This is a genomic window from Listeria monocytogenes, assembly GCF_013282665.1.
GTDB lineage: Bacteria > Bacillota > Bacilli > Lactobacillales > Listeriaceae > Listeria > Listeria monocytogenes_C.
Window position 1 is genome coordinate 1,083,152 of the sequence record NZ_CP054041.1, and the last position, 15,248, is coordinate 1,098,399.

Annotated in this window: 12 protein-coding genes and 1 pseudogene; 5 read left to right on the forward strand and 8 right to left on the reverse strand. The window is 39.3% G+C overall.

Going from position 1 to position 15,248, the window contains the following annotated elements; genetic code table 11:
* Window positions 1-35 precede the first annotated feature (35 nt).
* Window positions 36-416, forward strand: a pseudogene (locus HRK21_RS05525) (ATP-binding cassette domain-containing protein); the annotation flags it as partial.
* Between the two features lie 138 nt (window positions 417-554).
* Here the strand turns inward: HRK21_RS05525 and HRK21_RS05530 are convergent.
* Window positions 555-1,202: a hypothetical protein gene (locus tag HRK21_RS05530; protein WP_070006491.1), complete on the reverse strand. Its 648-nt coding sequence runs from the start codon at window positions 1,200-1,202 to the stop codon at window positions 555-557.
* A gap of 89 nt (window positions 1,203-1,291) precedes the next feature.
* Between HRK21_RS05530 and HRK21_RS05535 the strand changes: the two genes are divergently transcribed.
* Complete coding sequence (locus HRK21_RS05535; RefSeq protein ID WP_070006490.1) at window positions 1,292-1,540, forward strand: hypothetical protein; 249 nt, start codon at window positions 1,292-1,294, stop codon at window positions 1,538-1,540.
* 19 nt (window positions 1,541-1,559) lie between these two features.
* On the opposite strand, the gene pbpD1 is transcribed toward HRK21_RS05535, so the two are convergent.
* The 7 genes from pbpD1 to abc-f all read right to left on the reverse strand — a co-directional run bounded on the left by pbpD1 (window position 1,560) and on the right by abc-f (window position 12,913).
* Window positions 1,560-2,897, reverse strand: a complete 1,338-nt coding sequence (pbpD1, locus tag HRK21_RS05540; RefSeq protein WP_070006489.1) for a D-alanyl-D-alanine carboxypeptidase PBPD1 — start codon at window positions 2,895-2,897, stop codon at window positions 1,560-1,562.
* 178 nt (window positions 2,898-3,075) lie between these two features.
* Window positions 3,076-4,743 (reverse strand): CocE/NonD family hydrolase, encoded by a 1,668-nt coding sequence (locus tag HRK21_RS05545; RefSeq protein ID WP_070006488.1) that lies wholly within the window; start codon window positions 4,741-4,743, stop codon window positions 3,076-3,078.
* Window positions 4,744-4,851: 108 nt separating this feature from the next.
* Window positions 4,852-7,005 (reverse strand): DNA topoisomerase III, encoded by a 2,154-nt coding sequence (locus HRK21_RS05550; protein WP_070006487.1) that lies wholly within the window; start codon window positions 7,003-7,005, stop codon window positions 4,852-4,854.
* A gap of 23 nt (window positions 7,006-7,028) precedes the next feature.
* Window positions 7,029-8,801 carry a DNA helicase RecQ gene (gene recQ, locus HRK21_RS05555; protein WP_070006486.1) on the reverse strand — a complete coding sequence of 591 codons (1,773 nt, stop codon included), beginning with the start codon at window positions 8,799-8,801 and terminating at the stop codon, window positions 7,029-7,031.
* A 159-nt stretch (window positions 8,802-8,960) separates the two neighbouring features.
* Complete coding sequence (gene guaB / locus HRK21_RS05560; protein WP_003722118.1) at window positions 8,961-10,427, reverse strand: IMP dehydrogenase; 1,467 nt, start codon at window positions 10,425-10,427, stop codon at window positions 8,961-8,963.
* Between the two features lie 287 nt (window positions 10,428-10,714).
* A complete protein-coding gene (locus HRK21_RS05565; protein ID WP_003739953.1) occupies window positions 10,715-11,245 on the reverse strand; it encodes an ADP-ribose-binding protein in 531 nt (176 codons plus the stop codon).
* 57 nt (window positions 11,246-11,302) lie between these two features.
* Window positions 11,303-12,913 carry a ribosomal protection-like ABC-F family protein gene (gene abc-f, locus HRK21_RS05570; RefSeq protein WP_070006485.1) on the reverse strand — a complete coding sequence of 537 codons (1,611 nt, stop codon included), beginning with the start codon at window positions 12,911-12,913 and terminating at the stop codon, window positions 11,303-11,305.
* 178 nt (window positions 12,914-13,091) lie between these two features.
* Here abc-f and HRK21_RS05575 point away from each other — a divergent pair, with 178 nt between their 5' ends.
* Genes HRK21_RS05575 through HRK21_RS05585 form a run of 3 tightly spaced genes read left to right on the forward strand, consistent with a single transcriptional unit; the run spans window position 13,092 to window position 15,228 of the window.
* The gene (locus tag HRK21_RS05575; RefSeq protein WP_077952747.1) at window positions 13,092-13,400 is read left to right on the forward strand and encodes a hypothetical protein; all 309 of its coding nucleotides are present in this window, start codon (window positions 13,092-13,094) and stop codon (window positions 13,398-13,400) included.
* A 27-nt stretch (window positions 13,401-13,427) separates the two neighbouring features.
* Window positions 13,428-14,882 (forward strand): glycoside hydrolase family 1 protein, encoded by a 1,455-nt coding sequence (locus HRK21_RS05580; RefSeq protein WP_070006484.1) that lies wholly within the window; start codon window positions 13,428-13,430, stop codon window positions 14,880-14,882.
* A gap of 43 nt (window positions 14,883-14,925) precedes the next feature.
* A complete protein-coding gene (locus HRK21_RS05585) occupies window positions 14,926-15,228 on the forward strand; it encodes a PTS sugar transporter subunit IIB (protein WP_003725315.1) in 303 nt (100 codons plus the stop codon).
* Window positions 15,229-15,248: the final 20 nt, after the last annotated feature.

Sequence of the window (15,248 nt, forward strand, 5' to 3'; positions counted from 1 at the left end):
GATAAAATGGAGGCGCGATTCTCTTTGATGATATCGACATCCACGACTTCATTATGAACCTAGAAAAAGGTTATGAAACAGAAATCAGTGATGAAAACAATATTTTCAGCGTTGGTCAAAAGCAGCTTATGAGTATTGCGAGAACTATTATTACGAACCCTTCTCTTCTAATTCTAGATGAAGCGACAAGTAATGTAGATACCGTAACCGAAAGCCGCATCCAAAAAGCTATGGACAACGTAATCTCCGGTAGAACTAGCTTCGTCATTGCCCACCGTTTAAAAACCATCCTCGATGCCGACCATATCGTTGTGCTACATCAAGGTGAAGTGATTGAACAAGGTAACCATGATGAGCTGATGAAGGCGGAAGGATTTTATTCTGAGCTTTATCATAATCAGTTTGTTATTGAGTAGATAGATACTTTTATTTTTAATTATGTAATAAACAAAAAAACGGAAGTTCTCAAATGCTAAACATTGAGAAGTTCCGTTCTTCGACAGTCTGATACACATGAATTATGTATCTTGCTAAGATGAAAGTTTTATATTTTATTATTTTTCCACTGCTTTAAATTGTATATGCGAGTATTTTTTTGGATAGACGTTGGCATAGTTGTTGTAATATATTTGACCTGTCCAAGTATTAATATTTTTATATCTTTGCTTAACTGTATAATTAGAGTAAACTCTTCTGTAGTAGATTGTATAATTTTTATTCTTTTTAACATTTACAGAATAAGATGACGTTTCAGTTGTACTTTTCGTAACATTAAAACCTACTGAAGCATCTAGTTTACTTTTTGGGACCTTTAATGTGCCCGAATAAGAGTTCGAGCTTGTAAAAGAACGGGAGTAACTCAAAGTCCCAGATGCATTTGATTTTTTAGCTGATGTCCCTACATTCCAAGCCCCATAAGAATTTGCAGTTTTTGTTTTGCTGTAAATTTCCCAAAATGATGATATGCCATATAACATTCTTTTTTCCGAAGGCACTATTTCATCAGTTTCCTCTTGAGAACTTTCACCGTCAATAATAATACCATCTAAGTTCTCAACGTACTCATTGTCAACATATTCTTCCTCTGTATTAACATTATAATTATTCTCATTAGCAGAAACTTTCTGAATTTCAATTGTAAAGAACAATAATCCCGTAAAAATTAATAGAAAACCTATTTTTAAGTATTTTTTTTCTAGCATATAAAGTCTCCTTTTCATTTTCATCTCAGCAATTTTATGTTAACATAATTTAGAATAGAAAGAAAATAAAAACAGAGGTGAACATACATATGAATTTTAATCTTTTTGTTAGAAGTGGTTTTATTGGTCTTATTTTACTTTTTGTTATCCAGATATTAGGGGTTGTTAGAGGATTGTTGATTCAATCTGGTTTTATGGATGGAAGCATCAATCAGAGTTTACTGGGCACAAAGCTTATTATAGTGCCAATTATATTTTTTACTATTAGTATTGTTTTTTTCTTATTATGGTTTTATAGAGACTATCAAACAAATAAAAAAAGTAGATTTCCTAGTTAAGGAACTCTACTTTTTTATTTTAATTAAACCAGCCTTTTACGCCATCAGATACGTAATTGCCAACACCTTTAAAGAAAGAACCTACTGCTTGTGTGGACAGCATGAACCAGTTTGCCTTTTCGACATCGCTGGCAGTTAGTACGTCGATTGTTTCTGTTTGTTTTCCGTCCAGATAGCCTAACTTGTCGCCATCTTTTAGAGATACTTCCATTTTGCCGACTTCCGTACCTTTTTTAACTGGTGCTTCTATTGTTTTTTCTTTTAGTGTTACATTTGTATTTAATTTAGGTGAATTGTCGTTCTTTGGTACCACTAGTTTTACTGCGTCTTTTGTAACGAGCCCCACTGTGTCTTCTTTGCCTTTATCCACTTCGATTGTAGAAGGATCCTTCACTTTCGAGCCTGCTTTTTGTACTTCTTTTACTTTGAAATTATTAAAAGCATAATCAAGCATTTTGTTTGTTTCATCAAAACGAGCACTTGTATGCGCGCCTGGTGCTCCGCCATTAGCATGAAGAACAACCGTGATTACACGCATTCCGTCTTGTACAGCTGTTGCAGTTAAACACATTCCTGCATAGTCAGTTGTTCCTGTTTTCAAACCATCTACACCTTGCCGACCATAAATCAAGCCCGGTAATAGCCAGTTCCAGTTTGTCATATCAATTTGATCTGATGTACCTTTACGAAACTCTTTTTTAGTTGTACTAGCAGTTTTAAGCACATCTGGGTAATCATTAATTAAGTGTTTTGCTAACTTTGCCATGCCGCGAGCAGTCATTTTGTTTTCGTCTTTCGGTCCGCCTACTTGTTGACCACCTTTTAAGTCTTCGTTGTTAAGACCTGTAGAGTTAACAAATTGGTGTTCGCCTAGTTTTAGTTCTTCGGCTTTTTTATTCATAGCATCCACAAATTCTTTTTCAGAACCTGCAATTTTTTCGGAAATAGCAATTGCTGCGCCGTTTGCAGAGTAGATTGCCATTGCTTCATATAATTCTTGTACAGTATATTCTTCGCCAAGTCTAAGTGGTACGTTTGATAGCGATGTGTCTTGTGAAACTTTGTATGCATATTCAGAAATGGTTACTTTGTCGTCCCATTTAATTTGTCCTTTGTCAATTGCTTCCAGTAGTAAGTATTCATCCATCATTTTTGTCATGGATGCGATGCCCATTAGCTTGTCAGCGTCTTTTGAATATAAAATTTTACCTGTACTTTCTTCAATTGCGATTGCTGCGTTTGCATTTACATTTGGTGCTTCCGCGGCTTGTGCTGCTTTCGGACTTACTAAGAAGCCACTAACTGCAAGGGATGCTGCCATGATTAGGATCCCTGTTTTTTTAATTATGTTTTTCACTGCAACTTCTCCTTCATTTGAGTAAATTATTAACTCATTTTATCTATATTTTCATAAAGAAACCTATCATAAAAATTCCCTTTTCGAATAAGTTTCATTTTTTTGACGGATACTTTCATATTTTACCATGATTTACTATCGCCGTATATAAAACTTTTCGCCCAAAAGTCTGAGCTTTCTATCGAATAATTGGAAGGAGAATATGGGACGGGTATTCTGGGCTATGATAAATAGTCTGGTTGGCGATTTGGCTTTCAGTGGAATTAATGAAACTATCACCTGTATTTGGGTTAGGATCAAACCTCGGAAAATTACTCGAAGATATTTCGATGCGGATTTGATGCCCCTTTTGGAAAAGATTACTTGTTGCCCAAAGGTCGATAGTGTATTCATTAATGTTATTTTGCACATTATCGCCGTGTTGCTTGGCTGCCCGGATAATCCCATCTGCCAAATTAAAAGCCGTGCCATCTGGAAATACATCTACTAATTTCGCAGTAAAATCCGTATTAGGTGCATCTGTTTTCGCCCAAAGCTTCACTTGAATTGGTCCGGTAACTTCGATTGCTTCTTCTAGAGGTACTGTTGAATAACAAAGGACGTCTTCGCGAAGTTCAATTTGTTGCTGGTCACGAGGTCCATCTGCATGTAACGCCTTATGTAAGGTCCCTCCACCGTTTGATGGTACTGGATTTTCTGGATCATAGCTGAATTTTGCTTCTGAGTATGTTGCAGGCGGTGTGAATTCTGCACTCGCTTTTTCACTTTTAAAATATAGTGGTGTCATATGGGCGTTTTGAGGCGGCCAGTTTTCAGCTGTTTTCCAGTCGTTTAATCCCATCACAAAATAACTAACCGACGCTGATGCTGGTAAAGGCGCTTTTTTCAACCAGTGATTGAACCACTCTATATGCCTAGCATGCATATTCGCCTCACCCCATTTAGTGGCAGCCATTCCAAAATCACGGTCGCCAATCATCTGCGCGAAATTAGCGTGCGTCCAAGGCCCAATAATGAGCTTATCTCCTAGACCGCGATGATGCCCATTTTGAAAATTAGCGATTGTTTTATCTAAAAAGCAGTCATACCAGCCGGCGACATGGAGTCCTGGCACATTAATTTTATCATAATTGCTTTTCGCATCGATTTTTTGCCAATGATTATGTGTTGGTTCATAATTTAATAGCTCAGAGAAATAAGGCATTTCATTTTGACCAATTGCTGGCCAGTCTTTATATGGTTTAAATTGATAAAGCGCATCTAAACTATCTAAATTTTTCATTAATGTGTTCACTGCTTCTTCTAATTCATCTTGCGTTTTATAAGTACGGGCTAGCATGTTTGGAAGCATCGACTCTAAATTCCAAGTTTCCCACATTCCAAGTTCTAAAGCGCCATCGTGGTCATTAAAAACATCTGTCATGCTATTTTGAGCCATAATTGGAGCAATGGCTTTTAAATGTTTATTCCCGCTAATCGCTGCTAAAATTTGCGTATAGCCATAATAAGATAAGCCAAACATGCCGACATCTCCGTTAGCATAAGGAAGGTTCGCAGCCCACTCAATCGTATCATATCCATCGTCAACTTCTGCTATGTATGGAACAAAATCTCCTTCTGACGTATATCTGCCCCGAACATCTTGAACAATAACAACATAACCTTGTTCCGCCAAAATATTAGGACGAATAAAGTGAAGCCCGTATGATTTACTATAAGGTAATCTTGTAAGCAAAACTGGATATTCCCCCGCGTCTGCTGGACGATATATATCTGCGTAAAGCGTTACACCATCGCGCATTTTAGCTGGGACATCCGTTTCAATAATTAATTGATTATGTTTCACGTGAAACATCTCCTTTTCAGTATTGATTGCTCTTTTATTGTTTCGTATACAACAGACTATGTCAAACAAAGCGACCCACTCAATATGAGTGGGTCGCTTTGTCCGTTCTTATTTATCTAGCTTTAATTTAGCAAGCGCTTCAGCCATTGGATTGTTAAATGGCTCATCTTCTTGTTTGTTTTGTTTTTTCATAAATTTAGCTACATCTGTTTTGGATACGTTTTTGTTTTTCTGTTTGTCACGCCGCTGTTGGAAGGCAGATAGTTTCTCCCGGTGTCCACAAACACATACAAAAATTTGTTTATCACCTTCGCCGCGCATTTCCATTCGTTTATGACAATTAGGGCAACGAGCATTCGTCGTTCTTGAAACAGATTCACGATGACCGCATTCACGGTCCTGACAAACGAGCATCGTACCACGTTTGCCTTTCACTTTTAGCATCGGCTTTCCGCAGTCTGGGCATTTTTGTGAAGTAATGTTATCGTGACGGAATTTTTTATCGTTTTGTTTAATTTCAGTTACTGCTTTTTTTGCATAGTCGCGCATTTCTGCAGTGAATTTACGATAATCTAGTTCGCCTTTTGCGATTTTAGATAATTTTTGTTCCCAACGCGCCGTTAGTTCTGGGGATTTCAAATCTTCGGGGACTAATTCTAGCAATTGACGTCCTTTTGAAGTAATTTGAATGTCCTTGCCTTGTTTTTCTAGGGAGAAACTATTGAAAAGTTTTTCAATGATGTCCGCACGAGTTGCAACGGTTCCAAGTCCACCTGTCTCACCTAGTGTTTTGGCGAGTGCCTTGCTTGTTGTTTCCATGTATTTGGACGGGTTTTCCATGGCTGAAAGTAAGGTTGCCTCATTGAATCTCGCTGGCGGTTTTGTTTTTCCTGTCTCTAAATTGATTCGTTTAACTGGGATTGTGTCGCCTTTTTTCATTTTAGTTAACTGATCTGGTTCGCGCGACTCTCCGTAAATACTTTTCCAACCAAGCGATTTAACAACTTTACCTTTTAAAGTGAATTCTTCTTGGTCGATTTTGGCTTTAACAGAGGTTTCTTCATAAATATATGGGTCTGAAAGTACTGCTAAAAAGCGTTTGACTACAAGGTCATAAATTTTCCGTTCTTTATCGCTTAAATCTCCGAGAGAAACGGGTTGCTCGGTCGGAATAATTGCGTGATGGTCGCTTACTTTGCTGTTATCTACAAATGACTTGTTCGCTTTGATTGGTTTTCCGCTGATTTGGCGAGCAGCTTTTGCATTTTCACCCACACCGCAGGCCGCTAAACGTTCTTTTAGCGTTGGGACAATGTCCGTTGAAATAAAGCGCGAATCTGTTCGTGGATACGTTAATACTTTGTGGCGCTCGTATAATGTTTGCATAATATTAAGCGTTTCTTTCGCCGAAAAATCATATCTATTATTCGCATCGCGTTGTAATTCGGTTAAATCATATAAACCTGGTGAGAAATTTTTCTTTTCTCTCATAGAAACATCTGTGATTACCGCATTTTTCCCTTGTAAGGACTTTACTAGTTTTTCTGCTAAAGTTTTATCAAAAGTTTGCCCATTGTTCCACGTGAAACTTTCTTGTTCGGTTAGCGCGGTAATTCCGTAGTATTCACGCGGTTTAAAATTACGAATTTCTTCCTCACGATGTTGAATCATTGCAAGGGTTGGCGTTTGCACTCGGCCACAGGAAAGTTGTGCGTTATATTTCGTTGTCAACGCACGCGTAGCATTGATTCCTACCACCCAGTCAGCTTCAGAACGAGCGACTGCAGAGTGATACAGATTTTCATAAGCTTTCCCTGGTTTTAAGTGTTCGAAGCCTTCACGTATCGCTTTATCCGTTACAGAGGAGATCCATAGTCTTTTTAGAGGCTTCTTGATTTTGGCATAATCAATAATCCAGCGAGCTACAAGTTCTCCCTCTCTTCCTGCATCTGTTGCAATAACGATTGTAGTTATATCTGTACGGTTCATTAACTTCTTAACCGTTTCATATTGTTTTCTTGTTTGCTTAATTGGTTCTAGTTTCATTTTCTCAGGAAGCATTGGTAAATCTTCCATATTCCAGCTTTTATACTTCGAATCGTAGCGCTCAGGGTCAGCCAGTGTTACAAGGTGCCCAAGCGCCCAAGTTACTACATATTTTCCACCTTCTAAATAGCCGTTCTTACCTTGTTTAGCCCCGAGTACCCGGCCGATATCTTTACCGACAGACGGTTTCTCTGCCAGTACTAATATTTTTGTCATCTGTCAAAACCCTCTCTTCTATCTTATTTTGATGCTTCTTGTTGCAGTACAGCCAAGAATTCTGCACCGTATTTATCGCGTTTCATTGCACCAATACCTTTGACTTCAAGCAGTGCATCTTCCGTTTGCGGCATATATGCACACATTTCACGCAACGTTTCATCTGAAAAAATGATATATGGCGGCACTTTGTGTTTTGCTGCCAGTTCCCGCCGCACTTCCCGCAATTTTTCGAAAAGGTCACTATTTACATCTATTTTAACTTTTTCAGCCCGTTTCGCTTGTTTTCTTTCCACTTTTAGCTCGCCTCGTAAAACCGAAACGGCTCTATCCGTCAGTTTTAAAGAAGGAAACTGGCTATCAGTTGGTTGTAAATATTTTTCTGCTGTAAGATAATCAATTAGTTGTAACACATCTTTTTGGGAAGCATCTTTCATCAATCCATAAGTACTGAGTTCATCAAAGCGCCAATCTTTCACTTTCTGGTCAGCAGAACCTGTCAAAACCTTGGCAATTAATACTTTCCCAAAACGCTCACCCATTCTTTTTATACAAGAAAAAACTTGTTGCGCTAAGATTGTAACGTCCGCGGCTTCCCTAGTATCTAAGCAATTACTACATTTCTCGCAGTTTTCCTCGTCGTCTCCAAAATACTGCACGATGTATTTCTGCAAACAAATTTCCGTATAACCATACCCTGTCATTTGGCGTAGCTTGGCGAACTCATTTTGTTTGCGCTCATCATCCATTTCGGATTGTTCAATTAAAAACTGCTGGATGCGGCTATCTTGGGGGGAAAACAACAAAATACAATCACTTGGAACACCGTCTCGACCAGCCCGACCAGCTTCTTGATAGTACGCTTCGATATTGCGTGGAATATTATAATGAATAACAAAACGCACATTAGATTTATTAATTCCCATTCCAAACGCATTCGTTGCCACAATCACTCGAATATCATCGTATAGAAACTTCTCTTGCCAGTCTTTTCGTGCTAAATCGGTCATTCCGCCATGATACATACCGGATTCGACGCCTTTTTTTAGCAAGAAACTGTGCAGTCGCTCCACTTCTTTCCGAGTCGAAGCATAAACAATTCCGGATTCAGTCGCATTTTTTGTTAAATAATCAATCAAATACTTATCTTTATCTTGCCCTTTCACTACTTGGAAAGCCAAATTATCTCTGGAAAATCCAGTTTTAACGACCGAATCTGCTCCTATTTTTAGCAACCGGCAAATATCGTCTGAAACTGCCTGCGTCGCTGTAGCAGTAAGTGCAATAATGAGCGGACGCTTGGTCATTTTATCCAAACTATCACACAGCGTCAAATAGCTAGGCCGAAAATCATGACCCCACTGCGAAATACAGTGCGCCTCATCTATCGCAAATAATGAAATAGGTACTTGCTCAATTAAACGCTGAAAACCTGGCGTTTCAATCCGTTCTGGAGCAATGTAAAGCATTTTTAACTCACCTGAGAATGCAGCATCCAGTCGAATATCTATTTCTCTATTAGTCAGTGTACTATTAATAAAAGTAGCTGCAATCCCCTCTGAGACTAGCGCATCTACTTGATCCTTCATAAGTGAAATTAGTGGAGAAACAACAATGGTCAAACCGTCAAAAAGAAGTGCTGGAATTTGGTAACAAAGTGACTTTCCGCCACCCGTTGGCATGATTGCGAGCGTATCTTCTCCCGCGCAAAGTTTCGAAATGACATCTACTTGTCCATCCCGAAAATCTTGATAACCAAAATTTTGCTGTAAAATAGCTCTTGCTTGTTCTATCATTATCTTTTTCACGCCTCCTCTATAGAAACAGTATAGCGGTTTTATAACTTTAATTGAAGCTTTTTGGAGAAATTCGTGTTTTCACGCAGTTTTCTTATTTTTATAGTAGAAATAAAAAAGCAGAAACCTCTTTTGGAAGAGATTTCTGCTTTTTCGACCTTAAGAAATGCTATAGTTCGGTGCTTCTTTTGTAATTTGAATATCATGTGGGTGGCTTTCACGGAGTCCAGCGCCAGTCATACGAACGAATGCCGCTTCTTCGCGAAGATGTCTTAAATCAGGAGAGCCAGTGTAACCCATACCTGAACGAATACCGCCAACTAATTGGAAGATAATATCAGCAACGGAGCCTTTGTAAGGAACGCGACCTTCAATACCTTCAGGAACCAGTTTTTTCGCATCTGCTTGGAAATAACGATCTTTTGAACCGTGCTCCATCGCTGCCAGACTACCCATACCACGGTAAGTTTTAAATTGACGACCTTGGAAAATTTCTGTTTCACCAGGGCTTTCGTCTGTTCCAGCAAGCATACTTCCTAGCATAACCGCATTTCCTCCAGCAGCTAGAGCTTTCACGATATCACCGGAGTATTTAATGCCACCATCCGCGATAATTGTTTTACCAAATTCACGTGCAACCGTCGCACAATCATAAATAGCTGTGATTTGCGGAACCCCAACACCTGCAACTACACGTGTTGTACAGATGGATCCAGGACCAATCCCAACTTTGACGATATCAACGCCAACTTCAAAAAGAGCACGTGCTCCTTCAGCTGTTGCAACGTTTCCGGCAACAATCACTACATCTTTGAATGTTTGGCGAATTTCAGAAATTTTATTAATAACCCCCGCTGAATGTCCGTGCGCAGTATCAATAACAATCGCATCCACACCAGCCTCGATTAACTTCTCTACGCGCACAAATGTATCATTCGTAATTCCAACAGCTGCTGCGGCAAGTAGTCTACCATGCTTGTCTTTAGCAGAGTTCGGGAATTCAATTACTTTTTCAATATCTTTAATAGTGATAAGCCCTTTTAGAATGCCTGCTTCATCAACAAGTGGCAATTTCTCGATGCGATGTTTTTGCAGAATCTGCTCAGCTTGTTTTAGCGTAGTTCCAACAGGTGCTGTCACTAGGTTTTCCTTTGTCATAACATCTTTAATTACTGTAGAGTAATCGGAAATAAAGCGTAAATCACGGTTAGTTAAAATCCCAACTAGTTTGCGCTCCTTCTCGTTGTTTACAATGGGAACACCTGAGATACGATATTTACCCATCAAATGCTCTGCAGCAAAAACTTGGTGATCAGGAGTCAGATAAAATGGATCAATAATAACGCCACTTTCTGAACGCTTCACCTTTTCGATTTCTTCTGCTTGTTGTTCGATACTCATATTCTTATGAACAACACCGATTCCACCTTGGCGCGCAATTGCAATCGCCATTTTGGCTTCCGTAATCGTATCCATTCCTGCACTCCAAATTGGTACATTTAATTTGAGTGATGGAGCCATTTCTACACTTAAATCTACATCATTTGGTAATACGTCCGATTTCGCTGGAACAAGTAAAACATCATCAAATGTTAAGCCTTCTTTTGCAAATTTTGTTTCCCACATGGGTCGCAAACACTCCTTTTTTATTGGTACTCGCTTTTTTATATAGAAAAAACGCATCATCTTATCCTTATTTTCATAAAGAAAAAATGGTGGAAAATATCCACATCATGCGACTTGTCTTCTATAATCATGCTGAAATAGCCAATGTATATTTTTAGTTATTGAATATGATGTTACAAGAAGCTAGGAGCTATGTCAAGAAGGTTTTCCGTTGTTGTTTTATTCAGAAAATATAGTAAAAAATGTTTCACGTGAAACATTTGAAAAAGCCGCCTAAGATTGTTATCTTAAGCGACTTCGCTATTTATTAATTTGTTGTATAAGTTGAAATTTTCTTCATCGAAACAAACAAAGCGTATTTCTTTAATGCTCGCATCATACTCTTCTTCCGCCCATTTACGAACAGTATACAGCGCTACTTCCGCTGCTAGTTTTTTAGGAAAGCGATATACACCAGTAGAAATATTAGGAAAAGCAATCGAAATTAAATCTTTTCCAGCCGCTAAATCTAGCGCTTTCCAATAACAAGATGCCAGTTTATTCGCTTCTTGATGCTCTCCATCTTTCCAAATCGGACCCACTGCATGGATAATGTAATTTGCTTTTAAATCACCGGCAGACGTAATGACCGCCTCACCTGCTGGGCATGAGCCGATGCGATTAATAACCGCTTGGCATTCTTTTAACAAATCCGGACCCGCCGCTTGATGGATAGCCCCGTCCACACCACCGCCACCTAAAAGTCCGGGATTAGCAGCATTCACAATAACGTCTACATCTTGTTCTGTAATATCACCTTTTACAACTATTATTTCCATACCATCACCTCTTTTCTTCATTCTAATTTATTTTGAAAGGGATTTCCAGCACGGCGATTATCTTCGTTTACTGGTTGCATAACTATAATTACCTTCATAAACGGTTAATTGTTTATTCTCCAGCCAAATTACTTTAGAGCAAAGTTGATCAACAAAATAGCGATCGTGCGATACGGTAATAATTGTACCGCTAAACGCTCGGATTGCTTCTTCTAAGATTTCCCGCGAGGCGATATCCAAATGGTTAGTAGGTTCATCGAGAATCAGCGTATTCACTGGCATATTAATAAATTGAGCCAACCTAAGCCGCATTCTTTCGCCACCGCTAATATTGCCTACTTTTCGGAAAACCATCTCCCCATAAAACATGAATCCTGCTAGCATCTGCCGTGCTTCTCCTTCTGTAACAGCAACCTTATCCCGAAACGCGTCCAACACGGTTACCTCTTCATTCAGCTCTTCCATTTGCTGAGAAAGCGAAGCGATTTTAACACTCGCGCCGATTTTAATGTTCCCGCCATCTGGAACAACTTCCCCTTGCATTATTTTAAGCAAAGTGGATTTCCCGGCGCCATTTTCACCAATAATCGCTACTCGTTCTCCTTGTCTAATTTGCAAGGAAGCATCTTGTACGATTATCTTTTCGCTAAATGACTTGCTTAAGTTTTCCATAACCACAACTTCTTGTCCACTTCGACCAGCTTCATCGAATTGTAATTGCATTTGTTTTTGCGTTAACACTGGACGCTTTACTTTTTCCATCCGTTCTAATGCTCGTTCCATGTTTTTCGCCCGGCGGAACATGGCGTCATTCGGTGGATTGGCTTGCATTGCCCACTGGCGCAATCGTTTGATGGCTTGCTGCATCTTTTTGATTTTCTTTTGTTGGTCTTTGTAATCTTGGAATTCCCGCAATAGCCGTTCTTCTCGTTCTTTCAAATATCCAGAAAAATTCGTATGATAAACTATTAATTCGCGGTTCTCAAGCTCCACCATTTTCCCGACTACTTCATCTAAAAAGTAGCGATCATGAGATACAACTAATACGGTTCCTGAATAATGTTGTAAAAATGAGGTCAACCATTCTACCGCCATCAAATCTAAGTGGTTCGTAGGTTCATCTAAGAGTAATAAATCTGTTTTCTGTAATAATAAATGCGCTAATGCAGCCTTAGTCTTCTCGCCACCGCTCAAGTCCCCCCATCGTTGCGAAAGTAACAATCCAATACCAAGCCCATTCACTACTTTATTCAAATTGGCATCCATCTCATAGCCGCCAAGCTCGCCAAATAAAGCCATTTTATCTCCGTAGCGGTTCATTAATTTTTCGCTTGAATTTGTTGCCATTTCTCCTTCTAATGCTCGTAATTCTTTTTCTAACTCCTCTAACTCGCCAAAACTCGTCCGCAAATATTCTTCTACTATTATATTAGGATCCACCGTAGATAATTGCTCCAAAAGTCCAATTTTAGCACCCTTTTTGCTCGTTACAACCCCGCTATCAACGCCCTCAGTTCCTTTTAAAATCTTCAAAATAGTACTTTTCCCTTCACCATTTCGCCCGATTAAACCGACGCGCTCACCTTCTTGTAACTGAAGCGATACTTTCTCTAAAATAATATCTCCGGTAAAACTTTTAACTACATCATTCATTGCTACTATTGTCATTTTATCCTCCATTTATCCAAGGAAGCATGGCAAAGTGTTTCACGTGAAACATTTTTAGACAACAAAAAAGCGTCAGACAAGCGCCCGACGCCAATTATAAGTATAATACTAATTTAGCACTATACAAACCGATTGCGTGACTCCATGCTTCTCTCATTTTTTCTAGCTATACAGTTTTTTGGGCAGACTTCACCAATGTAACTGCAATACCGGAAAAAATTGCACGGACAATATACAAAAATTTAGCTATACTAGTTCGTGCATTCAAAAGAAACATGTCATCTCACCTCTTTTCATTAATACATATAGAATAAGGGATGCTGTCCCAAATGTCAATTGCTCTTCCAATCACATGCACGAAACACAGCGTTTCAACTCAGAAACTTTTACCATTGATATGAAACACGAACCCAAAGCACCAAAATCTATTTACCAATTAGTCGAAACCGTTTACATTAATAAGGCAAGCAAAACTAAAACAGACTAATCGCACATAATTTTTGGAGGTGCCATAATGGAACATAATAAGTTGAAACCTTTCCCAAAAGATTTTCTATGGGGATCAGCTTCTGCAGCGTACCAAGTAGAAGGTGCCTGGGATGAAGATGGCAAAGGACCATCTGTATGGGATGAATTTGTTCGTATTCCTGGAACAACATTCAAAGAAACAAACGGAGATGTAGCGGTGGACAATTACCATCGTTATAAAGAAGATGTCGCGCTAATGGCTGAACAGGGCTTAAAAGCATATCGTTTCTCTGTCGCATGGAGTCGCGTTATCCCGCATGGTAACGGGGAAGTTAACGAAGCAGGACTTAAATTCTATGATAATTTGATTGATGAACTTCTTTCTTATGGAATTGAGCCAGTCGTTACGCTTTATCACTGGGATATTCCGCAAGGGCTTCAAGACGAATACGGTGGATGGGAGTCGCGCAAAGTTGTAGAAGATTTCACTAACTACGCTGCCCTTCTATTCGAACGCTTTAACGGAAGAGTTAAATACTGGGTAACACTTAATGAACAAAACGTATTTATCTCACACGGTTACAAATTGGCGTATCACCCACCTGGCGTTTCTGACGACAAGCGTATGTTTGCGGCAAATCACAATGCGAACTTGGCGAATGCTTCTGCAATTGCTAAATTCCGTGAACTAGGTACATCTGGAAAAATTGGACCAAGTTTCGCTTACGGACCAAGTTACTCCATCGATGCCAACCCAGCAAACGTGTTAGCTTCTGAAAACTCCGAAGAATTCAATGCCCATTTCTGGATGGATGTTTACACATGGGGTGAATATCCGACTGCTACTTGGAACTGGCTGGAAGAGCACGGTCTTGCACCGGAAATCTTACCAGGCGATACGGAGCTTCTGAAAAAAGGAAAACCTGATTTCATGGGAGTTAACTATTACCGCTCAATGACTCATGCATTTAATGGGAAAGACGGCGTTGGTTCTGGGAAAATGAACACAACTGGCGAAAAAGGCACTTCCGAGGAAACTGGTGTACCGGGGTTATACAAAAACACCAACAACCCTTACTTAGAGAAAACGAATTGGGACTGGGATATTGATCCAACTGGCTTGCGCATTGGCTTACGTAGAATCACTAACCGCTATAAATTACCAATCATGATTACAGAAAATGGTCTTGGTGAGTATGACAGCTTGACGGAAGACCACAAAATCCATGATGACTACCGAATTGAATACATTCGCGCACATGCTCTAGCAATCCAAGAAGCAATCACGGATGGTGTAGAAATGCTTGGTTACTGCACTTGGAGCTTCACAGATTTACTAAGCTGGCTAAACGGCTACCAAAAACGTTACGGTTTCGTATATGTGGACCGCGACGAAAACGATGAAAAAGAATTAAAACGCTATAAAAAAGATAGTTTTTACTGGTATAAAAAGACCATCGAAGCAAACGGAGCTAATTTAGTAGAAGAACAGGGCAAATAAGCCTTGTTCTCTCTGCTTCAACCATTTTGGGAGGGAAATTTTAATGAAAAAAATATTACTTGTATGTGCGGCCGGAATGTCGACAAGCTTACTCGTTACTAAAATGAAAGCGCACGCAACCTCTATTGGGGAAGAAATTGAAATTGAAGCATTACCAGTATCAGAAGCTAGTAGCGTTGTGGACAAAATGGATATCGTGATGCTTGGACCTCAAGTCCGCTACCAAAAACCGCAAGTAGATGAACTTGTACAGGGTCGTATTCCTGTTATTGTTATTGATATGAAAGACTATGGTATGTTAAATGGGAAAGCCGTTCTTGAAAAAGCTTTCGCAGAGATTGGTTAAGGGAGTTTCATTTAAAATAG